Raw genomic sequence first — 25,480 nt, forward strand, 5'->3', positions numbered from 1 at the left:
CAACCGCTACATCATCCCACCGCCGATGGTTCCCATACTGTTGCCGTCTTCATCAACCAGCATGCTGGCATTGTGGCGCGGTGTAGAGCCGCGGCTTTCTACGATCTGAATAAAGGCAAAAGCCCGGTTGTTTTTTCCAATTCCGCTGCCTGAGTAAAAAGCTCCATTACATACCTCGCGTAAATCATGACTGATGATGGGGTAATGCAAATTCTGTGCCTGCGTATTGGTTTATTTGGGCGCGTAATGGCACGGGTTATTACGGGGAAACACCTGTTATTTTCTCAAAATGAGAAATGCGATTATTAATTTGCAAAAACGTGGTGCTAACCCAGATCATCCCACTCTTTCGCTCTCGTCATACATATTTCATCTGGTCAGCAGAACACGCTATAGCGCCTTATTCCCACGCCGCTCTCCCTGACCGGCTATTTCTGGCCTGCATATTGCTTTAACCACAATAACAATGTCGCTCGGTTTATTTTTAAAAAAAAGAACAAATAAAGGAGAGCAATGTGGGTGATGTGATGCGTCCCATTCCGTTTGAGCAATTGCTGGAAAGAATGTTTTCTGAATACCAGCAAAGTCGCTCTATTTTTGGCATCCCTGAGAGCCAGTTCTATCGCCGCAATCCCGCTCGGCAAATGCGGGTGTTCGGTGAAGTCTGCGACACCCCGGTGGGGCCAGCGGCAGGGCCGCATACCCAGTTGGCGCAAAATATCATTACCGCATGGCTGACCGGCGTCAGTTTTATTGAACTGAAAACAGTGCAGATTCTGGACAAACTGGAGCTGGAGAAGCCCTGTATTGATGCGCAAGATGAAGGGTTCAATACCGAATGGTCCACTGAGTTTACGCTGATAAAAGCGGCGGATGAATATCTTAAAGCGTGGTTTGCGTTGTGGTTGCTAGAGTGTCTGTTTGCCCCACGCACGCCTGAACAAGGCCGCTCATTTATTTTCAATATGAGCGTAGGTTATGACCTGAAAGGCATTCAACAAGCCCCAATGCAAACCTTTATTGCCACCCTTATGGATGCCGCGGATTCACCCACCTTTCAGCGCTATCGCCAGACGCTGGCACAGTGGATCGCTGACGTTGATATCCTGTTCGATGGCGTGGTGTATCACGACCGCAACGCACTGGCGACGCTGCCAGAGCGCATTCCTTCCCGACTAGTCACCGGCGTGACCTTATCGACTATGCACGGCTGTCCTCCCGATGAAATCGAAGCGATTTGCCGCTACATGCTGGAAGAAAAGGGGCTGCATACCTTTGTGAAACTGAACCCGACGCTGTTTGGCTATGCGCGCGTTCGAGAAATTCTGGATGGCTGCGGGTTTGATTATATCCAATTAAAAGAGTCCTCTTTCCTGCACGACTTGCCGCTAGACCGGGCATTGGGCATGTTAGAACGTCTGCTGGTGCTGGCACACCAGCAGGGGTTGGAATTCGGCGTGAAACTCACCAACACGCTGGGTGCCGGCAATCATAAACACCGTCTACCGGGCGATGAAATGTACATGTCGGGGCGGGCGCTGTTTCCTATCTCGATCAACGTCGCAGCGGTGTTATCACGCCATTTCGAAGGAAAGCTGCCCATTTATTATTCCGGCGGGGCCAGTCAGCTCAATATCCGTGCGATTCATGAAACCGGTATTCATCCCATTACCATGGCGACCGATTTGCTGAAACCCGGTGGGTACCTGCGTCTGGCGGCCTGTGCGCAAGAGCTTGAAAACTCTGCGGGCTGGACTATGACCGCAGTAGACGTGGCACGGTTAGAGACGCTGGCGCAGGCGGCGTTGACGGCGGAATACCACCAGAAAGCCTGGAAGCAGGAAGAGACTATTGAGGCTGGTGGCGTTTTGCCGCCGTCCGATTGATGCGTTGCATCAGCGCAGTTTTTCCTATGTCTGTGCTGGCACTGGGGCATACCACAGCCGCGATGTGGCGCTGGCGGGGGATAACCGCGCAGTGTGGTTATCATTCCAGTTTCTACGGCGTTTCAATCGGACTGAGCTGCTCACGCTCGGGCGTTCTGTGGGCGTGGTGGGAGCGGGGAATACTGCGATGGATTGCGCTCGTGCCGCGCTGCGCGTACCCGGCGTTGAGCAGGTAACCATTCTCTATCGTCGCGATGAAGGCGATATGCCTGCCTGGCTCGAAGAAGTGCAAGAGGCGCGTCACGCCGGGGTTGAATTCCGCTACTGGGTGAATCCGGAACGGTTTGATAGCGACGGTGCCGTGACGCTGCGCGTGATGCAACTCGGCGGCCCGTCCGTTAGCGACCGAGCGCACCGAGGCGCTACATCTGGATGCCCTTATCTCCGCCGTTGGGGAAGAGCCTGACTATGCGGCGTTGGCGCAGATGGGGATTCCCCTGTCGGCCAAAGGTGTCCCTGTGGTGGATAGCAAAACGCAGGAAACGCAGCGCAATAATGTGTTTCTGATTGGCGATGCGCAAAGCGGTCCGGCTTCTATTGTGTCGGCAATCGGCGCAGCGCGGCGCGCGACGGATGCCATTTTGCTGCGTGAGAATATTCGCGACGACCATGCGGCAAAACGCTGGCTGAATACCGATCCGGCGGATATCTATCGCCGTAAAGGGGGAGATAGACGTCCAACTGGTCGCAACGGATGAACAGGACGCGTTTGCCCAGCAAGAAGCGCAGCGTTGCCTGTCGTGTAACTATGTGTGCGCCAAGTGTGTGTGGATGTTTGCCCTAACCGCGCCAATATCTCCATTGCGGTACCCGGTTTTCGTGACCGTTTCCAAACGTTGCATATTGATGCCTATTGCGTTGCATATTGATGCCTATTGCAATGAATGCGGCAACTGTGCCCAGTTCTGCCCGTGGGACGGTAAACCTTACCGCGATAAAGTCACCATCTTCAATTTGCGGCAGGACTTCGCTGCCAGCAGCAAATCCCGACTTCCTGTTGGACGAAGATGGCATTCTGGTGCGCCATGAGCAGCAGATCTATCACCTGGCGATTGACCCGCAAGGCCATATTGCCAGTGCCCTGTCAGAGCTGGCAGACATGTGCCGTATTATTTCAACTGTTTGTCAACATCATCACTATTTACTTGGCGCGGTGGAGGCGTAATTCATGCTGATTTTGCGTAACGCAACGGCGGTGCAGTTTGAGCCCGCTCGGGTGGATGAGGGCGTGGATATCGCCATTGACGGCACGGCGATCGTCGCGGTGGAAAAAAACCTGACGGCGCGCTATCCGGCTGCGACAGTGAAAGAGATGCAGGGGCGACTGGTGATGCCGGGCATTGTCTGTGCCCATAACCATTTTTACTCCGGGTTGGCGCGTGGCATTCTGGCACGTATTGACCATTGTCCGGATTTTATCTCCATGCTAAAAAACCTGTGGTGGAAACTGGACCGCGCACTGGATGAAGAGTCGCTGTATTACAGCGAGTTGGTGTGTTCGCTGGAAGCGATTAAACAAGGCTGTACCTCGGTTATCGATCACCATGCCTCCCCGTCGCTGATAGGCGGATCGCTGGATGTTTTACGCCGTGGCTTTCTCACCGCCGGCTTGCGTGGCATGACCTGTTATGAGACCACCGATCGCAATGGCGGGCTGGATGAACTGCGGCGCGGCGTGGAAGAAAATATCCGTTTTGCTCACCGTATCGATTTGGATAAAAAGTCGGGCAAAACACCGTATTTGGTGGAGGCGCACATTGGTGCACACGCACCGTTCACGCTGAGCGATGCCGGACTGGAACTGTTGGCCGACGCGATTACGCGGGCTGCATATTCACGTCGCTGAAGACCGCTATGATGTGTCTCACAGTCATCATCATTATGGTGTTGATCCGATTGTGCGACTGGCGCGGGCGGGGTTGCTGAACGAGAAAAGCCTGATCGCGCACGGCCTGTTTCTTTCGGCGCAGGATGTAGCGGTGATCAATGAGTTTGATGCTTGTCTGGTACATAACGTCCGTTCCAACATGAACAACCAGGTGGGATACAATCCGCGCCTGGCGGAGTATCGTCATGTGGCCCTGGGAACCGATGGTATCGGTGCGGATATGTTTGAAGAGTTGAAATTCGCCCGCTTCAAACACCGCGATGCAGGCGGCACGCTGTGGCCAGACAGTTTCCTGCATAACGGTAACCTGTTGCTGGAGCGTAACTTTGGTGCGCCGTTTGGTTTGCTGGCAGCTGGGTATCAGGCCGATTTAACCATTTGCGATTATCACTCCCCGACGCCGCTGTGTGCTGAAAATCTGGCTGGGCATTTGGCCTTCGCTCTGAATTCCGCCAGTGTGCACAGTGTGATAGTGGCAGGAAATCTGGTGTATGAAAACCGGTGTTTCCCGTTTGATGTCGAGGAGATTTATTTCCACGCGCGTCAGGCTGCGGAGAAATTATGGCAACGTATGGATAATCTCGCGTAGTAAAATAACAATACGGTTGAAGTAATAGAAAAAGAGATTCTCAATTATTCTTCATCCTCCGCAATAACGGAGGATGAACATCAAAATAATAATTAACCTGCACAAATAACGTCATCGCCGTTGTTCTTTACACTAAATAATTCAAGTTGCAGGACAAAACGTTTACTTTTTGAACAGCGCCTGCGCTGGCCCTTTAGGACGAGGCTCATTTATGAGTCTCGTAATGCGGCAAGCGAATGAATCCCGATGAGCTTACTCAAGTAAGTGATTCGGGTGAATGAGCGTAGCCAACGCACCTGCAACTTGAAGTATGACGGGTATATTTGGCTATTCCTTGTTACAAGGTGGCTTCCTTTAATTTTGTAGTAGGAACCTAACTATGAAACATAGCATTATTGTATCTTTATTCCCCGGGGATATTCGCACAGGTCGTTTATTTTCCATCAGTACCGTCGCAGCCGCACTGTTAATACCCACACTCGCGTTTGCTGAATCACCAGCAGCAATAAAACCGCTGAGCAGTAATCTGGGACAAACCTGCACACAAAATGCCTACGGCGTAGATAATGCGCTTGATGCGTTGCGCTGTGGTTCTATCCATGGCTCGTTGCGCTCGCTGTATTACTCCACCAAAAATGCCTATTTCGTGAGGAATAATAATCAGGATACTGCCAGCTATGGCGGTAATATTCTGTTCCAAACGGCACCGTATTACGGTATTAGCGCTGGTGTTGGCGGGATTTATAAACAACAGTGGCGTTCACCGGGCGCTGGCCGCGGCTTGACGGAATTGGCGACCAATCAAAACGGTTTTGGCGAAGCCTGGTTGCGTTGGCAGTATCAGGATTTCCGCTTTACAGCGGGCGATCAACGCATCGATATTCCCTTTATGAGCGACTATGACTGGCGTATTACGCCCATCCTGTTTCGCGCTGTGTATATGCATTGTGGCGATAAAACGGATTTCGTACACGCCACCAAGATATACCGCTACAAGCCGTGGCGCAGTGATAAATTCCTGGCAACCAGTGCTTATAGCGCGATTAAAGAAGAGACCAATGGAGCCTGGGCCATGGGAGCGGGCCGCTCAAAACAGGCTGGCGATATGACCCTGACCGGCCAGTTATGGTATGAAAGCTATGATGACTATGTGAATATTTTCTATAGCGAAGCGCACAGTCAGTGGAAAGCCGCGCCGTGGTAGCCGGATATTGGCGTGCAATTTATTCGCGGTAGCGGTGAGGGTGAGCGTTTACGCGGCGAAGTAGACAGCACCTCTTACGGCGTGCAATTGGCGCTGACGCCGACCAGTAAAGTGAAGTGGTCTACCAACTACAACCATATTGTCTCCAACCCTGAAGCCTATCTGAATGGGCGCTGGTAACACCGTATTCCAGCAGTACCTCGTCAGGTAAATATTTCGCACAACCGTACTTTACCAGTACCCAGGATCTCGGTACCGGTAATGCCTATTCTACGCGAATTACCTATCAGGTGATGCCGGCATTGAGCATCGGGACGTATTATTCCTTTATGGACCCGAGAAGCTCAGCAAGTGCACCCAGCCGTAATCAGTCTGAATATGTTGTCTTTGGCATTTACCAGTTTGACGGTGCCTTAAAAGGATTAAGCCTGTCTAATTTCCTTGGGGTACAAACCTCGCCGGTTTACGATTATTCGTTTTGGCAGAATCGGGTTTCTCTGCAATATAATTTCTGATGTTATTTTTTTCTAAAAAGGTATCCGCAATGGATACCTTTTTTATATGTTCTTTAGCACACTATTGTCATGCACTCTATGTGGGCATTAAAACGTGCATATGCCGCCTTATGGTGCAATATTACTCATAAATATTATTCATTAAATACAAAATTATCTTTTTTATAAAAAAGATAATCGTTTGCTTAAAAATGCAACCTTTTGCCTATCGTTAAAATACTTTACCGCCGGGTCGGTTTTATTATGGTATGGGAATTGCTGTTTATTATATCACGCTTAGTTTATTACGCAGGATAAAAGCATGACCGTATGCAACCGTTACGCTATCCGCAGCGCGTTTTTCGATATTGACGCACCCGCAGGGAATCCGCAGCAGATCGCTGAGCATGCCCGTTATATTGACGATGGCGTGTTGCTGATTGAGGAGGGAAAAATCGTTGGTTTATATCCCTGGCAACAAGGCGAAGCACGTGTGAAAGCGGACTGGTCGCTGATCGATTATCGCGGAAAAGTGATTTTGCCGGGTTTTATCGATACGCATATCCACTTTCCACAGGCTGAAATTATTGGCGCTTACGGTGAGCAGTGGCTCGAGCGCTACACCTTTCCTGCTGAAAGCCACTATGGCGATATGCATTACGCCACCCGTATGGCCTCGTTTTTCCTGCAACAACTGCTGAGTAAGGCACCACCAGCGCCATGGTTTTTGCCACCGTACACCCTGAATCCGTAGAGGCTCTGTTTAGCGCTGCGGAAGGGTTGGGGATGCGCCTGATTGCGGGCAAAGTGATGATGGATTGCAATGCACCGGACAACCTGGTCGAAACGGCAGAAAACAGCAATCGCCAGTGTCAGGCATTGATCAGGCGCTGGCATGTCCGCGGACGACTGGGCTATGCCATCACCCCGCGCTTTGCACCGACATCTTCACCAGAACCGTTGAGCACTGCGCAGCGCCTGCGCTAAGAACTTCCCGATACCTGGGTGCAAACGCACTTGAGCGAAAACCCGCAGGAAGTGGCTTGGGTACGTGAGCTTTATCCTGATCGGGACAACTATCTGGATGTGTATCACCACTACCGGTTGACCGGTCGGCGTAGCGTTTTTGCGCACGCTATCCACCTCGATGATACGGAGTGGGACTGCCTGCACCAGACACAATCTGCCGTTGTGTTTTGTCCCAGTTCTAATCTGTTTCTCGGCAGCGGGCTGTTTCGTTTGCAGCAGAGCTGGCACAAGGGCGTGCGTATTGGTATGGGGACCGATGTCGGTGCTGGAACGTCGTTCAGCCTGCTGCAAACCTTGGGAGATGCTTACAAAGTCGGACAGTTGCAACAATACCGGCTGTCAGCCTGTGAAGCGTTCTACCACGCCACGTTGGGAGGCGCGTGTGCGCTCGATCTGGAGCACGAAATCGGCAATTTTGCGACAGGGAAAACCGCGGATTTCGTGGTTATCGATCCTGCCGTCACCCCCTTACAACGCCTGCGTGATGACAACTGTCGGGACATTATGGAGCGGCTGTTTGTGCTGATGACGCTGGGCGACGATCGTAATGTAGCCGCCACCTGGGTCAATGGGCGTCCCGTCTGGCAGGCTGATTGCCAGGGGGTGGCCGCATGACCGCCTTTTTACTAAACGACACGCGGGTGGTGGAGCGGGATGGCGATCCTGCGCTGACCGTATTGCAATACCTGCGTCAGCGTAAGCGTCGCACCGGAACCAAAGAAGGCTGCGGTTCTGGCGACTGCGGTGCCTGCACTGTCGTACTGGGCCGCGTGGAGCAAGGACGCATGTGTTATGAAACCGCCAGTGCCTGCCTGACGCCATTGAGCGCGTTGCAAGGTAAACAGGTAATCACGATCGAAGATCTGCGGCAGGATGGAGAACTGCATCCGGTGCAGCAGGCGGTAGTGGATCTGCATGCGTCACAATGTGGTTTCTGTACGCCGGGTATGGTGATGTCCCTGTTTGTGCTACAAAAGCAGTGCAGCGGTTGGGATCGTCAGCAGGCGGAGCAGGCATTGGCAGGAAATTTATGCCGCTGTACCGGCTATCGGCCAATCATGGACGCCGCGCGCCAGTTGTGTGAACACCCGATAGCGGACAGCTTTACCCGACAAGAAGCGCGCACCGTGGCTCGTTTGAATGCACTGGCGAGCGAGGTCGCCGTGGAGCCATCCGGTGAGGAGCAACGCTGCTTTATGCCAACCTCGCTGGAACAACTGGTGGCCTGTTATCTGCGATATCCACAGGCGCGCTTGCTGGCAGGGGGGACCGATCTGATGTTGGACATGGCGCAAGCCGTAGCTGCCCCTCCTCCCACGATCGCGTTGGAACAGGTGGAGAAGCTGCGTAACGCCTACACGGATAACAACCATATCCATCTCGGTGCCGGATTGACCATTACCCAGTGTGAGCAGCGTTTACACGCCGCGCTCCCTGCCTTTGCTCAGGTGTTGCAGCGCTTTGCATAACGTCAGATCCGTAATCGCGCCACGTTGGGGGGGCAACATTGCCAACGCATCACCGATAGGCGATACCCCTCCCATGTTGTTGGCGCTGGATGCTGAATTGCTGTTACAGAGGGGAACGGATCTCCGCACGATACCTTTGCGTGAGTTTTTCCTGGCTTATCGCAAAACGGCATTAGCGCCGAGCGAGTTTATTCGCGAGATCCTGATCCCGCGTGAGGCATTGCCGGATAACTTTCGCGCGTGGAAGGTATCCAAACGGGCCGATGACGATATCTCTATCGTGTTTGGTGCTTTTTCTCTGCATATCGAACAGGGAAGTATTGTTCAGGCGCGCGTCGCTTTCGGTGGGATGGATGCGATCCCACGGCGGGCTGAACGTTGTGAGCGTGCGCTGCTGCACCAGCCATGGAACCGGGAGACGGTTATGGCGGCCAGTCAGGTGCTGGTACAGGATTTCACACCGCTCAGTGACGCGCGCGCCAGCGCCGATTACCGCATGCAGCTCGCCAGGAATTTGCTGCTGCGTTACTTCTTCTGCATACAGGGAGAAGATGTGGCAATGCACACCATGTCGCATGATAACGTGTCGCATAACCCTTCATCGCCTGCGCCGACTCAAACAGCGTTGCAGGCGCAATTCTCTCAGCCGCTGCCTGGCGGTGTTTGGCACAGCCATATTCACGAGAGTGCCACCCTGCACGTCAGCGGCGAGGCGCGTTACATTGACGATCGACCGGAACCGGAGGGGCTGCTGCACCTCTGCCCGCGCCTGAGCGATCACGCCCATGCCCGTATTCTGAAGATTGATGTTGAACCTTGCTACCGCATTCCCGGTGTGGTGGCGGTGCTAACCCGGCAGCATATACCGGGGAATCCAGATATCGGCGTACTGGCTCCGGGGGATCTGTTGCTGGCGGATAGCGAGGTGAACTATGCCGGGCAGATGGTGTTGGTGGTAGCGGCAGAATCCCGTGAGGCGGCGCGGGTTGGCGTTGATGCCGATCAAATTCGGTATCTCTTTCACTTCGACCTTTCTCAATCAGGCGGGTGCCTTGCTGTTGGTGTATACCGATGGCAACGTGCAGCTTAATCACGGTGGAACCGAGATGGGGCAGGGGCTGAATACCAAGGTCGCGCAGATTGTGGTACAGGTACTGCAAATTGATAGCGCGTCCATTCAGGTCACCGCCACCGATACCAGTAAGGTGCCGAATACGTCCCCGACGGCGGCATCCAGCGATGCCGATTTGAACGGCAAAGCCGCACAGCAGGCAGCGGAAATCATCCGGCAGCGCTTGGTCGATTTGCTGTGTCGCCTTTACTCCTGCGTTCCCGATGATATCGCCTTTTGCAATGGCGTCGTGCGTGTGGGTGAGCACCATTTTACCTTTGCGCAGGTCGCGCAGATGGCATGGCTGAATCAGGTGCCGCTGTCGGCAGCGGGATATTATCGGGTGCCGGGTATCCATTACGATCGTGACGCCGGGTGCGGACAACCCTTCTACTACTTTGTTTACGGTGCAGCGTGCGCTTAAGTGGTGGTTGATACGCTGACCGGTGAATATCAGGTAAAACTTGTGGACATTTTGCACGATGCGGGCGCTTCACTGAACCCGGCGCTGGATATAGGTCAGGTAGAGGGGGGATTTGTACAGGGAATGGGGTGGGTTACCACCGAAGAACTGGTGTGGAACGCACAAGGGCGTTTACTGACAGATACCGGTGCCACTTACAAGATCCCGACCGTGGCGGATATTCCGCATGATTTCCGCGTGCAACTGTTACCACATACGGTTAACGCGGTAGACACGGTGTTTCGTTCTAAGGCCGTGGGTGAGCCACCGTTTATGCTGGGTATTGCTGTCTGGTGTGCATTGCAGGATGCGGTGGCGAGCCGGGATGATGCCGAGTCTCATGTTTTGCTCGAACTGCCCGCCACACCGGAACAGGTATGGCGAGCGCTGCAACGATAGCAGACTGGCGTCATTGGCAGGGCGTAATTGCCCACAGCCAGCGCGCTGGCGTCTTGTTGAGCCGTCGCGCTGTCTCCAGATAGCGGAGATCCAGCACGCTGGCAGACCAATAGACATTCGCGGCATTGTTGGGTTGCCACTGTCCGTCAAACCCTTTAACACCGGCTTTACGGCGCTCTATATCGAAGCGTACCTTGGTATTGGCGAACTCTTCGTGCGTTTTTTCACCGTCGGCATAGGGCTTGAGCCATTCCAGCGCGGTACGCAGGCTCTGCCCATGGCGGCCTTTCAGGTCAATCCAGTTCTCACCTTGCAACTGCGCTGCCATGGCGGCGCGCAGCAGCGGCTCCAGTGAGTAGACCACGTAGTGCAAGGCATCGCGTTCGGTGAAATCCATCACTTTGCCATCTGCATGAATATTGGTATCCAACTGACGGATAAACGCTGCTTTGGCCTCTGCCAGCAACGTGGCGTCATCTATCGCTACCGCGCTCATGGTGACTAAATTAACGCGATGGCTTTGCCAGTTGTTGCTCCAGATTTTTTTGGCGCTGTTCTGGTTTTCATACATCTTCTGTAAGTACCCGGTTGCCATTGCATGTAGGAAGGTGCGAGTGCGCTCACGCGTGGCTTCCGGCAGGGCGCTGCGCGTCAACCGGTATGCTTCAATCAACCCGTCGAAGCTGGTTTCGTCGATAGGGTTAAAGCTCAGTTGATAGGTTTTCATCCAGTCATCCAGATAGATCGTCAAGCGTGACAGCAGCGCAGCATCCTGAGTCCGTTGCCAGGCTAAGGCCAGATCGCGCATATAGCTGAAATCACGCCGTGCCACGTTAGACATATCGTAGATGCCCTGATGAGGCAAGGTGCCTTCCGTGTGCACGATCGGTATAGCTTGCGGTTTGGAGGCTGGTGGATGCGCGAGTGGATAATAATGCCTGGGTTGAGGGGGCCGTAACCTTGTTGCAAAGTCCTTCACTGGCCTGTACTGCCGGTAGCAACAGCATGGTCAGTATTCCCAGCGCGGCGGGAACACGGTGAAATAGCCGAGAACGGCTGAGCGTTGATGCAACGGTATCCATAACAAGCATCCTGTGGTTATCAATCACCACATCATACTGGAATGCGCCAGGTTGGGTTTAGCGCTGTTCCACATTCAGCTTTTTTGTTCAGTTTGGTTTATCCATTTATTGGCTATGCAAAGCCGATAACAGTATTTGTTTTGTGGGTGAATCACGCATAAAAATTGAGAAAACAAGTCATCCAAATCCATTGCAGGTCTTTGAGAGGAAAACATGATGTCGGAATTAGTGTTTATTTCTCAACGAAATAATCATTGACATCTGGATGGGGTCGTTGATGAATTACGCCGTGTACGTCAGCAATGGCGTGACCGTTTTTCTCAGGTCGATTATCAGAATAAACGGTTGCTGCCCTCAAAACAGAGTATCCATAGCGTTGCCGATACGCTGATTAAAGTGTTGTATCCCATACGATTGGGTGCCACGGATTTGCGTAAAGAGGGGGAAGATTACTACGTCGGTTATCTGTTGGGCACAGCGCTCAATGCGTTGGCGGAAGAGGCGGCGCTTGAATTGCACTATCAGTCAGGCACTCCAACACAGCACGGCGTCACATCACCCGAAGCACAGGACGCTGAGCACCGTATCCGCAAGTTTGCTGCGTACTTGCCGGTGATTCGCCAACGTCTGGACAGCGATATTCAGGCCGCGTATCAGGGCGATCCTTCCGCGCGCAGCCGGGATGAAGTGCTGCTGTGCTATCCCGGTATTCATGCGGTGATGTATTACCGACTGGCCCACGAATTGTATCAACTGAGGCTACCGCTGTTAGCGCGCATCATGACGGAGAAGGCACACAGCGAAACTGGCATTGATATTCACCCTGGGGCCAAGATCAGTGAGGGCTTTTTTATCGATCATGGTACTGGTGTGGTGATTGGTGAGACAGCGATCATCGGCAAACGTGTGCGGCTTTATCAGGCAGTCACGCTTGGTGCCAAACGCTTTGTCACTGACAATGACGGTCAGTTGCAAAAGAACTATCCCCGACATCCGATCGTGGAAGACGATGTGGTGATTTACGCCGGAGCGACATTATTAGGGCGTATTACCATCGGTGCGCGTTCCAGCATTGGCGGAAACGTCTGGCTGACGCACGATGTGCTGCCGGACAGTAATGTGCGCCAGGCTAGCGTGTTACACACTCAGTATCGCGACGGTGACGGTATTTAATTCGTCGTGCACGCCAGCATCTAACCGCACTTTCTCATTCTTAAGTGGGTGCATAGCCCACTCCCTTATTGGTAATGAAATCGCATTATGAGCGAGATCAGTATTTTCTTGATCGCTGTCGTTGTATTGTTCTGTATATATCGAAACACCAGGACATCAACATGATAAAGAAAATAGGTTATACACTCGTGGTTGTCGGGCTGCTTATGGCGTTTTCCTCTGCGTGGGCGGCGCGTCAGGTCACCGATCAGTTAGGGCGCAACGTCACGATCCCCGATCACGTTAATCGCGTGGTGGTTTTGCAGCATCAAACGCTGAATCTGCTGGTGCAGTTGGATGCGCAACAGAGCGTGGTTGGCGTGCTGTCCAGTTGGAAAAAGCAATTGGGGGACAGCTATCTGCGCCTTGCTCCCCAGTTGGCGAATTTACCGATGCCGGGCGATCTGACACAGGTGAATATTGAAAGTCTGCTGAAACTCGAACCGCAGGTCGTCTTTGTCGCCAACTACGCACCGCCGGAAATGATCTCACAGATTGAACGGGCGGGCATCCAGGTGGTGGCGATCTCCCTGCGTCAGGACAAGCCGGGGGAGGCTGACAAAATCAATCCGACCATGAGCGATGAAAATACCACATATAACGAAGGGCTTAAAACCGGCATCCGCTTGATCGGTGACGTGGTGGAGCGCCAGAAACAGGCGGAAGCGCTCATCAGTTATACCTTTAGCGAACGGGGAAAAGTCAGTGCCCACATCGCTGCTATCCCTGAAGAGAAGCGCATTCGTGTTTACATGGCCAACCCCGATCTGACCACCTACGGCTCAGGAAAATACACCGGCCTGATGATGTCTCACGCCGGTGCCATGAACGTAGCGGCAGCCTCCATCAAAGGCTTCAAACAGGTCTCGATTGAGAATGTATTGGCCTGGAATCCACAGGTCATTTTCGTGCAAGATCGCTATCCGGACGTCGTACAGCAGATCATCAACGACCCGGCCTGGCAGGCCATTGATGCGGTGAAACAGCATCGGGTCTATCTGATGTCGGAATACGCCAAAGCCTGGGGATATCCGATGCCGGAGGCGTTAGCGATTGGCGAACTGTGGATGGCGAAAAAGCTCTATCCGGAACGCTTTGCCGATGTGGATATGCAAAAAGCCGCGAATGACTATTACCAGCGCTTCTACCGTATGGATTACCGCGCAGACAATCCAGCAGCACAATGACGGAACTCTATCGTATTACGCTGCTGGCTGTGGTGGTGGGGACGTTGCTGATTGCCCTGTGCTCATTGGGACTGGGGCGCTATGGCCTTTCCCCGTGGCGAATTGTTCAGATACTCGTCGAGCCTTTGTCCGACAGCAATCCGACGCTAAGTGATATTGAACGCCAGGTGGTGTGGAGTGTGCGCTTACCTCGGGTGCTACTCGCGTTGTGTGCCGGAGCCGGGTTAGCCCTGAGCGGTGCCACGTTGCAAGGCGTATTCCGCAACCCACTGGTTGATCCACACATTATTGGCGTCTCTGCTGGTGCGGCGTTTGGCGGCACGTTGGCGATCTTGTTGAGTTGGACGCCACTGTTTCTGCTGCTCTCGACGTTCACGTTTGGCATGGCCGCCCTGCTGCTGGTGTTCATGATAGCCGCCGCGTTGGGCAAGCAGAATGTCCTCATCCTTATACTGGCGGGGGGTCATCATCAGCGGCTTTTTCGGTGCACTGGTCAGTCTGATGCAATACCTGGCGGATACCGAAGAAAAATTGCCGAGTATTGTGTTTTGGCTGTTGGGGAGTTTCGCCACCGCCCATTGGGACAAACTGGTCACACTGGTACTGCCGCTCGGCCTGGCGGGGGGACTGCTGCTGCGCCTGCGTTGGCACATTAACGTGCTATCGATGGGAGAGCAGGATGCGCGCACGCTGGGCATGGCGGTGCAACCAGTGCGCCGGCTGGTGCTGAGCCTATGCGCGGTGGTGGTGGCTGCGCAGGTGGCCGTGAGCGGCAGTATTGGCTGGATTGGGCTGGTGATCCCCCACGTTGCGCGCATGCTGGTGGGGGCCGATCACCGGCGTTTATTGCCAGTATCGTTCTGGCTTGGCGGCGGGTTTATAGTGCTGGTTGATGATTTGGCGCGCACGCTCAGTAATGCAGAGATCCCTTTGGGGATACTTACGGCACTGTTTGGTGCACCGCTGTTTGCCGTGCTGCTGTATAAAACGCAACGGCAGCGCAGAGGTTGATACTATGTCACTGATTCGACTATCTACACAGGCGCTGGCGTATGGCTATCACGCGGGAGAGCCGTTTTTCCCACCGCTCGAACTGTGCTGCCGGGCTGGGGAAATCACCGCCATTTTGGGGGCCAACGGTCGGGGAAAAACCACATTACTCCACACGCTGCTCGGTTTTTTTGCCGCCGCTAGCTGGCACGGTGCAGCGGGAAGGGGGATGGGTTTTGTGCCACAGCTTTTTACGCCGCCTTTCTCCTACAGCGTGCTGGATATGGTACTTATGGGGCGGGCGGGGCGTATTGCGCTGTTTTCCCTGCCCACGGCGCACGATATTGCTGCGGCGCACCGTGCGCTGGATATGCTGGGTATCGCGACGCTGGCCGATCATGATTTTAGTAAGCTATCGGGCGGGCAGCGGCAACTGCACGTCGTCTTGCAGTGCCTTGTCGCTTTTCACGATGACAGTAATGCGATTGCTCAGCGTCCACTGTTCGGTGTTGTCCAGCGGCAGTGGCTGATGTGTGCTGATATGCCCGGCGGTAGGGGCGGGCAGCGTTAACGCAACGGCTCGGGCTTGCAGAGCAAACGGGCCTGGCTGAGAGCGGCGAATTTGCTGCCAGAGCGTAGTGAACGCTTGAGGCTGAAAGGTGGTGCTGCCGCTATCCGGGCCGATGAGGGCCAAACGGGGCGAGGCACTCTCGAGAAATGCCGCAACGTGACGTTGCAGATCGGCGGGTTTAACGTCTTTGATCAGCGCATGGGTCATAAAAAGCTGCTGCTTTTTGTCAAACAGCGGCATCTGGAACGCTAACGCCGTGGTTATCTGATCGGCCAAGTAATCATTCTGATAACGCTGTTGGGTGGCAGCCTGCTGGCTGAGCTTGGCGAGCAGGCGTTGACGTACACCGTTCAGTTCATCATCGCTGACGGGGGACGTCGCCATGCGTTGCATTTCCGTCCAGAGCAAGCGCAATGCTCCCTGATAATCTTGCCCTGAAGGACGTACAATCATCAACTGCTGACGCCGTTTTTCATCCAGCAATGCCCCTTTGCTCATTGACTGAGGCGGAAGGGAGTTCACCGTTGTCTACCAATACGGCAAGGCGTTGGTTAAGGATAGGTATCCAGAGGTTATCCAACAGATCGTCACGTTGCCCTGCGGCGGTATTTAGCGGTGCGGCGGCATCACGCTGTAAGGAAAACTGGATCACCCGATCGCCATATTCACGATCAAAGATAGGGGAGACAAGCAGGGTGGGTTGTGGCGCAAAGCGCTGCCATTCTGGATTGTCCGGCGTGGCGGGTTGAGCGGGCTTGCTGGAAAAGTAACGCGAAATGGCGCTTTTTATTGCGGATTGATCCAGTTCGCCGACAATCACCAGCGCCATGCGTTCAGGCTGATACCAGGTGTGATAGTACGCTTTTGCTTGGTCTACCGGTGCCTGACGAACGATATCCAGCAGGCCGATATGGTCGCGTTCAGCATAGCGGCTACCGTGATAGCGCAATTGTTCCAGTGCCTGATTAATGCAAAAACCCACGCCCTGACGTACCCGCCACTCTTCGACGATCACCCCGCGCTCTTTTTCAAAGGCGTCCTGCTCGAACGTGATCCCCTGCGCCCAGTCTGACAGCAGTTGCAGACCGGTTGCGGTTTGCTCGGGTGTAGCCTGCGGCAGCGAGAGCTTATAGGTGGTGGAATTGAAGCTGGTCACGGCGTTGACGTGATTGCCTAGCTTGATACCTTGTTGCTCAAGCTGTTTAAACCCGCTGGTGCCGGGGAAATGGGTGGTGCCTTTGAACGCCATGTGTTCCGTGAAGTGTGCTAACCCACGCTGCTGTTCGTTCTCTTGTAACGAGCCACTTTTTAACAGCAGGCGCATCTCGATGCCTTTTTGCGCACGCGGCAACAGATAGACATTAAGCCCGTTGTCCAGCGTGAAATGTTGCATTTCCGTACGCGTCGGCACAGTGCTGGTAGTCGATGGGCGATCGGTACTGGCGCAACTCAGCAGTGCCAGGCTCATGATGCCGATGGCAATGCGGTAAGTGAATGGGTTATGACGCATGAAGCGTTCCTTCTGATAACGGGAGATACTCTGCGGCAGGGGTGTATTCGGTTAAATCGATAACGCGCTCGGCTTCTTCCCGTAAATACGTTTGGTGACTCACCAGTACGATGGCGCTGTCCGGCAGATGTTGTTTAAGCTGGCGTAGCAGCGCGCGTGCGCTGGTTTCATCCAGTGCCGAGGTGGTCTCATCCAGTAGCAGTAATTTCGGTTGGTTTAACAGCAGTCGGGCGAACAGCAAACGCTGCTGCTCACCGCCAGAGAGTTGCTGTGCTCAGTCGATATCCTGTTCCAATCGGTCGGCTAAGGGCATCATCCCGACAAGGTTGAGTGCATCGCGGTATTGCGCCGTACTGAACGCCTGGTTCAAACGAGGATAGGCAAGCAGTGTACCCAAGCGGCCGGGGGGCAGATAGCTGTTCTGGGGAATCCAGCAGGTATGAGTATCTTGTTGCACGCTGCCTGTGTAGTAGGGCCAATGGCCACTGAGCGTGCGTAACAGAGTGGATTTTCCCAGACCTGACGGCCCGGTGAGCAGCAGTAACTCACCGGCTTGCACGTTAAACGCAACGCCGGTCAGTAGCGGCGTTTTGTTCGGTGTCATCACCGTGAGCTGCGCACGTAAGCGTGTCACGCCCTCTGTAGAGTGGAGGGATGGCGTCTCTTCACCGTCCAACAATACTACGAAGTGGTAAAGCCGCGCTACCGTGGCCTGCCCGGCGGCAATCTCTTTATAGGCAAACACGAACCAACTCAGCGATGTGGCGACGCTGGCAAATGCCTGACGCAATTGTATCAACCCGCCAAGCATTATTTCACCTGCCAGAAATTTCGGCAGTGCGAACAAGATGGGGGCCAGTGCCGTTACCTGCTGATAGCCGACGGTAAAAAACGACAGGTTACGTTCGTAGCGAATCAGTTGGTTCCAGTTTCCCATCACATGGAGGAAATGTTGCATCAACGTGTGGCGCTCGCCGCTTTCCCCTCGTTGTCCAGCAATCGCATCGCTGTGCTGGCGGCGGATAAGCAGCGCGGCGCGGTAGTTGGCTTCGTGGCGCTGACGCTCCATGTTCAGATGACGCAGTGGTGAACCTATCCACTGCGTTAACGCCATACCCAGCAGGGTATAGAGAATACAGGCCCAGAACATGTACCCAGGAATGTGCCAGACACTGCCGCTCAACGAGAGAGAAAGGTTGCCGGAAAGCTGCCACAGAATGGCGGTGAATGAAATTAGCGTCAGCGTGGCATACAGGAAAGACACCAGCAGCTTCAGCGTCGATTCCACCAGCAGGCGAATATCTTCCGCAATACGCTGATCGGGGTTATCCGGCTCTTTTGCTGCCAGCTTGAGCTGATAGTGGCGGCTGTGGTCGGACAGCCAGCGCTGGGTAATATCGGCTGTCATCCGCTCGCGTCAGTGCATCAGTAATTTCTGCTGAAAATACGCGCCAAGCACGATAACCAAAATCAACCCGGTGACCAGAACCACGAAGCGGCGCAGCAGAACATAAATGTGCTGCCCATCCAGCTGTTGCAACGCATTATAAAAGCTGCCGTTCCACTGGTTCATTTGAATGTTGAACCACACGGAGTAGAGCGTTAGCCCAAGGGAAAGCAGTAACAGAAACCAGCAAAACAGGGAGCCGTGGCTCCCCCAGAAAGGTTTGACCAAATAAATGAACTGTCTGATTGTTGCCATGATCGCTGTTTACCTGAGATTAAAAGTCATAATTCATCTGTAACCAGAACTGACGGCCCGGATCGTAAACGCGTAATACCTGATCGCTGTAGGCCAGCGTATCGGCGACATTTTTGTTGTTGAGAATGTTATTAACCTCGACGGAGACGCTGGCACCGTAGGCAAAACCGGGCTTCCAGGTGACGCGGCCATCCCAGGTATAGCGGCTGGCAAAATGCTCTTTGCTGTATTTGCGCAGCTGTCCGAATTCCGGATCGTTGTAGTATTCGTTGCCATAAAGCACCGCTTGCTGACGCGAACCACACCATTGCAGACGGTTGTACAGAGTTAACCCATATTCCTGCCACTCGCTGGTCAGTTCCAGATTAAACTTGAGCGGCGAGTTGTAGTTGGTGGACGGCAAATCTTTGGCATCGATGACTTTGCCGTTGTACCAGACTTTATCGGAGTTCAGACGCGTGCTGGGATCGAAGAAAGAGTAGCCCTGATCGCTCGGCGTGTTGTTTTTGCTTTGTTGCCAGGAGACAGAGCCATTCAGCACGTGAGTGGCATCGGCCCATTCCCAGGGCTGGCTGTTGCGTACCGACAAGGTCACCGCATAGTGCGAACTGCGACCACCGTTATCGAAGGTACGAATTTTGGATTGATCGCCCGTGGTGCCAGGATACTTTGTGCGGCTGCGCACTTCATCACGCCCTTCGCTGTGTGCATACTGCAAGCGCCAGGTGGTAGACAGCACCCGTTGCTGAACGGCCAGCGTCAGCTCATCGTTATAGGGCGTGGAGAGTGATTCCAGTCCCTCAAAGTCTTTCTGCTGCTCCCAGCCGTTGCTGGGATCGTTAGGATCGAGAGTACAGTAACCACAGTTCTGTAACCCTGCGTTTTGTGCGCCGTACAATGCGTACGTCAACATCGAACGGCCGTAATAGCGGTTCAGGCCGCCGATCAGCAAGGTATCGCTGTCGCCAAACAGATCGTAAGTGGCGCTCAGGCGCGGTGCAATGTTGGTTTGCTCAACGAAGTCATCGCGGTCGAGACGCACGCCGGGGCGTACAGTGAGCCGACCGTAGCGCAGCGTATCATCGGCAAACAGCGCATAGCTGGTGTAGTTGGCGCTGTAAGTTCCGGCGAGGAAACGGTTCATGGTTAACATATCTAACCCGGGCATAGTCGTTAGCCGGTAACGATAATAATCATCGCGTCGAATATAGCGCCCTTCGGTGTTGTTCACTTCAAAACCCATGCTGGGCTGGTGTGCTATGCCGAGCCACTCCGTTTCGTTAGAGCGCATCACGCTTTTGGCTGACAGCGTTTCTTGCTCAGAAATCAGGTTACCCGGCCCTCCACTGCGTAGGGATAACGGGTTACTCCAATCCGAGTAGTCGAGCACTTCAACATAATTGCCCTGATCGGCAGTGCGCTCATCTTTCAGCTTCTGGTAGCTGCCGGTAAATTCCAGTTCACCCACCGCCATCCGGTGCTTTAGCGTGCTGGTAAAACCGAGCCCGGTGTGGGCATTGTCATAACCGGAATTGAGCACCGAGCTGGAGAACAGGCGGCTCTGGTAGTCGGTGTAGTTACCGGAAATATCTACCGTGGTGGCGGTGCTCAGGTTCATCGAATACTTCAGGAAAAAGTTGTCCGGGACTCGTTTTTGATTGCGACGACACGCCGCGCTTTCAATCATCTCAAACTCACCGGCGTCATTGAGGATCACACCCTCGCCGCCAGTGGTGTACATCGGGATGGTGGAACTGCGCCGTGAGGCGGAGAACAACAGCCCAGAATTCTCCGTTACGCTGGTTTCAAACCAGCCGCCGAAATCTTCCTTGTTATAGCGGTTCTGGAAACGCGCCGAGTTGCTGGTGTCATTCTTGCTGCTGTCTATCGGCTGGGCTTCGTCATTAAACAGCTTGGTCCAACTGGATTGCGTGGTGCGATAGTAGGCATGGGCGCTGTCCCCCCCCCCCCCCGCCAGCGACGGCTGGTCACGTCAACGGTGCCGCCGGTAAATCCACCGTACTCCACTGGGATGTTGTTGTCATAAACGGCAACGCTATCGATCAACCGACTGTCGATATAGATCCCCTAATCGCCGGTGTCGATGCGGGTTTCCGTTTCACCATTGTCGTTTTTAGCCGGATCGAAATCGTTGTTAAAGTTGACGCCGTCCAGCTTGTAGGCGTTCTGGAAACTGGAGGCACCGTTAATGGAAATACGCGATGGCTTGATTTCGCCCTGATTAAGCGAACTGCTGTCGCCGTTGGCAAATTGCACCGCCGGGTTGGTTTTCAGCAGGTCCGTCACGTTACCATCACAGGTGTTGCGCTGGGCAATCTCTTCGGAAATCAGGTATTGCGGCGCGGACATCACATCGGTCGCAGGGTGGCGACCCACAACCCCTTGCACACTGGTTTCCGGAATTACTAGCGCATCACGCGCGGTTTTTTTATGGGCGAACCACAAAGCCTGAACCCTGTGGCACCATTTCCAACCCGGTGCCGAGCAGAATTTTTTGCAGCGCCGTTTCCAGCGTAAAGGTGCCGTTGAGGGCGGGCGCCCGCATCTGTTTTACTGCGGTTGCGTCATACAGCACCTGGATTTGCCCCTGGCGCGCAATGGCGTTGATCGATGTTGCCAGCGATTGTTCTGGCAGGGCGATCTGCACGTCTTTAGCGAAAGTCTGTCCACACCAGAGCAGGCCCGCGCAGACGGCGATGGTCAGTTTCTGCGGCCTGAAAGAGGGGAAACGGCGTTTTGTTATCATGTTTTTCGGTCTCAGCATCATGCCAAAATAAAAGCGTCGTGAAGGAAGACTTAAGAATGAGAATTATCCTCACCTAAAAAACACGAATTTTTGTATTATTTTTTATTTTCTTTGTTTATCAATAAATTGTTCTTGTCTTGCCAAACCACATTAACAGGCAATAGCAGGGGAAGCGCATTAAAAAAGGCGGTTGGATCGTCCAGATTGACTTGTCCGGAAAGGGGGAGATTGCCCAACGCGGCGTCCGACAGAGTGACATTCACGGCATAATAAGGCTTCAGCATGGCAAGCACCTCGCGCAACGGTTGATTATCAAAACTGAGCTGACCGAAGCGCCACTCTCCCACTGCGGCGAGATCAACCGGATTTACCGTGAGGCGATCGCCGCGTGAGTAGCTGGTTGCACTCTCACCTGCGTGCAATAATGTCTGAGGGGTATTGAGTGCAGTAGTCACAGCAACCACACCTTGAGAGACGGCAACCGCTACCCGCTCTCCCGCTTTGCGGATATCGAAAGCGGTGCCGACCACTTTTGACCTGGCGTCCATCGATCTCCACGTAAAAAGGGCGCTGCGGATCGGGGCTAACGCTAAAGTAGGCTTCGCCCGCCTCCAGCCATAGCAGACTCTGGTCGTGCTGGTAGACTATGCGTAAGCGTAAATCCCGGTTCAGCATGATGCGGCTGCCGTCAGAGAGCAGAAGGGTTTTCGGCTGGTCGGTCGTCGCTACTGTCAGGCTATCTTGCAGCAGAGCGGGCCACTGGCTGTAAGGCAATACCAGCGCGAACAATACCAACAGACCCACAGCCAGATGTTTCAATGGGCGAAATCCCCAGGAAAAACGCTGTGGGGAGGGGCTAGAAGCCAACGCCTGGCGCGGGAGTTCGGCGGCATCGTGCCAAAGCGTAAACATACTCTCGAAAGCGTGCCTGTGTTGCGCCGAGTGCGCCAGCCAGGCTTTCAGCGCCTGCCGCTGCGTGCTGGGCATGCGGCGATTTTGGCTACGGGCAAACCACAGCGCCGCTTGCTCATCGATATCCGCCACCGATTGCGGGTCTGTTTGCACGTCAGGCCCTGTGCTCATTGTTCTTCCTCACTGTGTACCGCATGTTCCACATAGCGCTTGCAATGCAACATGGCCTTAGCGATATGTTTTTCTACCATACTGACAGAAATATCCATTTTTTCAGCAAGTTCACTTTGTGACAGGCCATCAAACCGGCAAAGAACAAACGCTTCCCGTTGGCGCGGTGGAAGCGTCTCAATGGCATCATACAAACGCTGCAAGCGCTGCTGGTGGTTCAGCACCTCGGCGGGATCGTCTGAGGCGGAACCCGCGTGGTTCAGGTGCGTCTCTTCCTCCATGGGCGATTGCAACTGTTCCTGCTTCTGAGAGCGATGCCAGTAATCAATCAGCACATTGTTGGCGATTTTAAACAGAAACGCGCGGGATTCCTGAACCGGTGTATCCTCACGTCGGTTAAGCCACTTGGCGAACACATCCTGTGACAGATCGCTGGCATCATGGCGGTTTCCCAAGCGCTTCTGGAAAAAACGTTCCAATTGATGGTAGGTTGATTGATAGACATTGTCGATAAAATGCCGCAATGGTTTGTTTATAGTCATGTGCCTGGTGTATTGATAAAAAAGCATGAAAAATCAGCTCTAATACATTGCTAGCGTGCTGTTTATGGCACGAATGGCGATCGTTTCTTATTTTATTGAGTGCTCTATGTAATAAATATCATTTGCATTCGCGTTGTGTCTATAATCTTCTGTAAAGAAAGTATTAAGCCCTTACGTTACAGCAACATGTTTCCATGTTGCTGCACCTGATAATCAGGCATGGCGAGCAGAGGCAATGAGCAGCTTAGGCATTTTTCTCCTTCCCCGACGTTTTTATCTTGGTGGTTCTGCCGCCAGTATTCTGTTTCACATAACCGTAGTGGCTATTGCTGTCGTTTGGTCAACGCGCCTGATGCAAAATCAGAAAGGCGCGCTACCGCCCGTGGTCAGCATACAGTTGGGAACCTACCAATTGGAAAAAGCGCCGCCTCAGGTTGTAGAATGGCCCAAACAGGTTTTTTCCGCGCCGCAACCTCGCCAGCAGCAGGATCAACCTGACGATCCCGTGCTGGATAATTTACCGGTAGTGGCGCAGGGGACACTGGAAAAACGCGTTAACGTGCGCGAAAAGCCGCGCCCGCAGAAAAAAGAGATACAGCCTGAGGTGCGTAATGAACCGACGCCTCAGGTCGCGGAAAGCGCGCCTGCGACCTCGGCATACAGCGCCGGAGAAGCAACGCGTAGCGCCGCCAATTTCACCAGCGCGGCCCAGCAAGCGATCAGCGGGCAGGTGGGTTGGGAGAGCTTGTTGCATACGCATCTAGCGAAATTCAAACGTTATCCCCGTGCCGCACTGCGCTATCGGGCGACGGGAATTAGCCATGTCAGCATGGTGTTGAATGCACAAGGTCAGGTGATGGAGGCCGCGATTGTCACGACGTCTGGCAACCGTATTCTGGATAACGAAGCGCTGGACATCGTTAAAACGCGCCGCGCCGCTGCCTTCACCGCCGCCGCATGAGCTGAACAGCGAGGGTCAGGTGCAGGTGGTAGATCCCATTTCGTTTTATCTGTGAGCGGTCATCTAGGCCATGGCCGTTGTGCGGTGTGGCGGACGCACCGCATGCATCTTACGGTACTCCGACGGCGTGACCATAAACTCAGCCTTAAAGCGACGGCTAAGGTTTGAGATATCATTAAACCCGCAGTCGTAAGCGATTTGAGTGATATTTTTATCCACCACGCTTTGTAGCGCTCCAATCGTTGTTGATGCACCCAACGGTTTACCGATGTGCCCTATTCCTGAAACAGTTTTTGCAACGAACGTACCGAAATACCGCAGGCACTGGCACATTCAGTGACGCTCAGTTTCGGGTCAGAAAGATGCTTTTCCAGATACTGCTGTGCAATATAAAACAGCGTTGAGTGCCACAAACTCTGTGTCGGTGCTGTCATGCTCAGTTCACTCAGCGAGGTCGCGATCAAATTCAGCAGAATATCTGCCAGATGTTGTGCATGCAGCGGTGGGATCGCATCCAGAAAAGGCACGTATTTCAGAATAAAACTGTACACCAGCACGCCGGTGACGCTGTTGCAGCGTATCGCTTTGGCGGTGATGTTCTGCGTGTTGCCCAGTCGATTGGGAAATTTTTCTCGCGGGATCAGAATCTTGAATAACGAATAGTCATCATCAAAAGACCAGCTTACCGGCCTCGACATATCAAAAAAGCAAAAATCCCCCTGACGTAAAAAGGCGGTTCGGCCATCTTGTGACAACTGGCTGGTACCGAAGCGCTGCAATTCTATGTAAAAATCGCCCTCCTGGCTTATTCCTTGTGAACGTGGCGTGCTGGTGGCGCGGTGGCCATTTAATTCCAGTTGCAAAAACTGAAGATCGAGCACCAGCCGTTCCGTAATATTGGCGTAAAAGCGCGATTGGGAAGGGGGCGCACTCATGCCGCAATCATACGAGGAGAGAAAACGTCCCTTCACAATATCCCTGAATGCGCCGAAACGCTCAAGGTCAGGAATGTCCTGCGTTGTAAAAATGCTTCTCATCACGTTTGCCTTCATAAAAGACATATTCTTTATGTGGTCTATCGTTATTCAGAACAAAAATCAAGCACGCTGACCTTAAAAATGAATCGCCGTCTCATAAAGTCAAACTGGCGGTTATTTATTTTCTTTTATGTCTAACCGGTGATGGAATTAATAAATTTCTCTTCGACCCGATTATTACAAATATTTCACATCGTACTCATGGAGCGGCTTCATTTTACTCACTAGAAAACCACAGATCGCC

General features: G+C 53.5%; 15 protein-coding genes and 9 pseudogenes. 14 read left to right on the plus strand and 10 right to left on the minus strand.

Annotation, left to right across the window (positions count from 1 at the left end):
• Positions 1 to 6: 6 nt before the first annotated feature.
• On the minus strand, positions 7 to 210 hold the full coding sequence (locus JZM30_RS05905; RefSeq protein WP_252317892.1) for an XdhC family protein: 204 nt from the start codon (positions 208 to 210) through the stop codon (positions 7 to 9).
• 305 nt (positions 211 to 515) lie between these two features.
• On the opposite strand from JZM30_RS05905, the pseudogene JZM30_RS05910 reads away from it, so the two are divergent.
• The 9 genes and pseudogenes from JZM30_RS05910 to JZM30_RS05940 all read left to right on the plus strand — a co-directional run.
• Positions 516 to 2,578: pseudogene (locus JZM30_RS05910) on the plus strand (FAD-dependent oxidoreductase); the annotation flags it as partial.
• A gap of 365 nt (positions 2,579 to 2,943) precedes the next feature.
• Entirely contained in the window at positions 2,944 to 3,111 is a 168-nt protein-coding gene (locus JZM30_RS24590; protein WP_438801466.1) for a hypothetical protein, read from the plus strand.
• A 3-nt stretch (positions 3,112 to 3,114) separates the two neighbouring features.
• Positions 3,115 to 4,423: pseudogene (gene ssnA / locus JZM30_RS05915) on the plus strand (putative aminohydrolase SsnA).
• 379 nt (positions 4,424 to 4,802) lie between these two features.
• Entirely contained in the window at positions 4,803 to 5,627 is an 825-nt protein-coding gene (locus tag JZM30_RS05920; RefSeq protein ID WP_252317893.1) for a hypothetical protein, read from the plus strand.
• A gap of 12 nt (positions 5,628 to 5,639) precedes the next feature.
• A complete protein-coding gene (locus JZM30_RS05925; RefSeq protein WP_252317894.1) occupies positions 5,640 to 5,807 on the plus strand; it encodes a hypothetical protein in 168 nt (55 codons plus the stop codon).
• A gap of 636 nt (positions 5,808 to 6,443) precedes the next feature.
• Positions 6,444 to 7,765, plus strand: a pseudogene (guaD, locus tag JZM30_RS05930) (guanine deaminase).
• Positions 7,762 to 9,169, plus strand: a pseudogene (xdhA, locus tag JZM30_RS05935) (xanthine dehydrogenase small subunit); the annotation flags it as partial. The pseudogenes guaD and xdhA, both read left to right, overlap by 4 nt.
• A 213-nt stretch (positions 9,170 to 9,382) precedes the next feature.
• Positions 9,383 to 9,574 (plus strand): annotated as a pseudogene (locus tag JZM30_RS24595) (hypothetical protein); the annotation flags it as partial.
• Positions 9,575 to 9,584: 10 nt separating this feature from the next.
• Positions 9,585 to 10,592, plus strand: a pseudogene (locus JZM30_RS05940) (molybdopterin cofactor-binding domain-containing protein); the annotation flags it as partial.
• Positions 10,593 to 10,602: 10 nt separating this feature from the next.
• On the opposite strand, the gene JZM30_RS05945 reads toward JZM30_RS05940, so the two are convergent.
• Entirely contained in the window at positions 10,603 to 11,475 is an 873-nt protein-coding gene (locus tag JZM30_RS05945) for an alginate lyase family protein (protein WP_252317895.1), read from the minus strand.
• 544 nt (positions 11,476 to 12,019) lie between these two features.
• On the opposite strand from JZM30_RS05945, the gene epsC reads away from it, so the two are divergent.
• From epsC to JZM30_RS05965, 4 genes and pseudogenes are all read left to right on the plus strand, one after another.
• Positions 12,020 to 12,847: a serine O-acetyltransferase EpsC gene (epsC, locus tag JZM30_RS05950; protein WP_252317896.1), complete on the plus strand. Its 828-nt coding sequence runs from the start codon at positions 12,020 to 12,022 to the stop codon at positions 12,845 to 12,847.
• A 161-nt stretch (positions 12,848 to 13,008) separates the two neighbouring features.
• Positions 13,009 to 14,073 carry an ABC transporter substrate-binding protein gene (locus JZM30_RS05955; RefSeq protein ID WP_252317897.1) on the plus strand — a complete coding sequence of 355 codons (1,065 nt, stop codon included), beginning with the start codon at positions 13,009 to 13,011 and terminating at the stop codon, positions 14,071 to 14,073.
• Positions 14,070 to 15,084, plus strand: a pseudogene (locus tag JZM30_RS05960) (FecCD family ABC transporter permease). The gene JZM30_RS05955 and the pseudogene JZM30_RS05960 overlap by 4 nt, the downstream one beginning before the upstream one ends.
• Before the next feature lie 4 nt (positions 15,085 to 15,088).
• Positions 15,089 to 15,634, plus strand: coding sequence for an ATP-binding cassette domain-containing protein (locus tag JZM30_RS05965; RefSeq protein ID WP_308167123.1), 546 nt, complete (start codon positions 15,089 to 15,091; stop codon positions 15,632 to 15,634).
• A gap of 472 nt (positions 15,635 to 16,106) precedes the next feature.
• Here the strand turns inward: JZM30_RS05965 and JZM30_RS23845 are convergent, their stop codons facing one another.
• The 6 genes and pseudogenes from JZM30_RS23845 to JZM30_RS05995 all read right to left on the minus strand — a co-directional run bounded on the left by JZM30_RS23845 (position 16,107) and on the right by JZM30_RS05995 (position 23,238).
• The gene (locus JZM30_RS23845; protein WP_308167124.1) at positions 16,107 to 17,144 is read right to left on the minus strand and encodes a M16 family metallopeptidase; all 1,038 of its coding nucleotides are present in this window, start codon (positions 17,142 to 17,144) and stop codon (positions 16,107 to 16,109) included.
• Positions 17,134 to 18,846, minus strand: a pseudogene (locus tag JZM30_RS05975) (ABC transporter ATP-binding protein/permease). Before JZM30_RS05975 ends, JZM30_RS23845 begins: the two are co-directional and overlap by 11 nt.
• Positions 18,847 to 18,865: 19 nt before the next feature.
• Positions 18,866 to 21,613, minus strand: a pseudogene (locus tag JZM30_RS05980) (TonB-dependent receptor).
• A gap of 95 nt (positions 21,614 to 21,708) precedes the next feature.
• A complete protein-coding gene (locus tag JZM30_RS05985; RefSeq protein WP_252317898.1) occupies positions 21,709 to 22,068 on the minus strand; it encodes a FecR domain-containing protein in 360 nt (119 codons plus the stop codon).
• A complete protein-coding gene (locus tag JZM30_RS05990) occupies positions 22,022 to 22,696 on the minus strand; it encodes a FecR family protein (RefSeq protein ID WP_252317899.1) in 675 nt (224 codons plus the stop codon). The genes JZM30_RS05985 and JZM30_RS05990 overlap by 47 nt, the downstream gene beginning before the upstream one ends.
• Complete coding sequence (locus JZM30_RS05995) at positions 22,693 to 23,238, minus strand: RNA polymerase sigma factor (RefSeq protein WP_252317900.1); 546 nt, start codon at positions 23,236 to 23,238, stop codon at positions 22,693 to 22,695. The genes JZM30_RS05990 and JZM30_RS05995 overlap by 4 nt, the downstream gene beginning before the upstream one ends.
• Before the next feature lie 235 nt (positions 23,239 to 23,473).
• On the opposite strand from JZM30_RS05995, the gene JZM30_RS06000 reads away from it, so the two are divergent.
• Positions 23,474 to 24,199 (plus strand): TonB family protein, encoded by a 726-nt coding sequence (locus JZM30_RS06000; RefSeq protein ID WP_252317901.1) that lies wholly within the window; start codon positions 23,474 to 23,476, stop codon positions 24,197 to 24,199.
• Positions 24,200 to 24,262: 63 nt separating this feature from the next.
• On the opposite strand, the gene JZM30_RS06005 is transcribed toward JZM30_RS06000, so the two are convergent.
• Together JZM30_RS06005 and JZM30_RS06010 are read right to left on the minus strand one after the other, a co-directional pair.
• Positions 24,263 to 24,532 (minus strand): helix-turn-helix domain-containing protein, encoded by a 270-nt coding sequence (locus tag JZM30_RS06005; RefSeq protein WP_252317902.1) that lies wholly within the window; start codon positions 24,530 to 24,532, stop codon positions 24,263 to 24,265.
• Positions 24,475 to 25,236 carry an AraC-like ligand-binding domain-containing protein gene (locus tag JZM30_RS06010; RefSeq protein WP_252317903.1) on the minus strand — a complete coding sequence of 254 codons (762 nt, stop codon included), beginning with the start codon at positions 25,234 to 25,236 and terminating at the stop codon, positions 24,475 to 24,477. Before JZM30_RS06010 ends, JZM30_RS06005 begins: the two co-directional genes overlap by 58 nt.
• Positions 25,237 to 25,480 lie beyond the last annotated feature (244 nt).

The sequence above is a fragment of the Candidatus Symbiopectobacterium endolongispinus genome (genome assembly GCF_018777385.1).
GTDB lineage: Bacteria > Pseudomonadota > Gammaproteobacteria > Enterobacterales > Enterobacteriaceae > Symbiopectobacterium > Symbiopectobacterium endolongispinus.

What these genes read in the sequence shown, in the direction of transcription:
- JZM30_RS05920 (WP_252317893.1), top strand. Translation starts at nt 4,803, where the DNA reads ATGAAACATAGCATTATTGTATCTTTATTCCCCGGGGATATTCGCACA.
- JZM30_RS05955 (WP_252317897.1), top strand. Translation starts at nt 13,009, where the DNA reads ATGATAAAGAAAATAGGTTATACACTCGTGGTTGTCGGGCTGCTTATG.
- JZM30_RS05965 (WP_308167123.1), top strand. Translation starts at nt 15,089, where the DNA reads ATGTCACTGATTCGACTATCTACACAGGCGCTGGCGTATGGCTATCAC.
- JZM30_RS23845 (WP_308167124.1), bottom strand. Translation starts at nt 17,144, where the DNA reads ATGCGTCATAACCCATTCACTTACCGCATTGCCATCGGCATCATGAGC.
- JZM30_RS05990 (WP_252317899.1), bottom strand. Translation starts at nt 22,696, where the DNA reads ATGAGCACAGGGCCTGACGTGCAAACAGACCCGCAATCGGTGGCGGAT.
- JZM30_RS05995 (WP_252317900.1), bottom strand. Translation starts at nt 23,238, where the DNA reads ATGACTATAAACAAACCATTGCGGCATTTTATCGACAATGTCTATCAA.
- JZM30_RS06000 (WP_252317901.1), top strand. Translation starts at nt 23,474, where the DNA reads ATGAGCAGCTTAGGCATTTTTCTCCTTCCCCGACGTTTTTATCTTGGT.
- JZM30_RS06005 (WP_252317902.1), bottom strand. Translation starts at nt 24,532, where the DNA reads ATGTGCCAGTGCCTGCGGTATTTCGGTACGTTCGTTGCAAAAACTGTT.
- JZM30_RS06010 (WP_252317903.1), bottom strand. Translation starts at nt 25,236, where the DNA reads ATGAGAAGCATTTTTACAACGCAGGACATTCCTGACCTTGAGCGTTTC.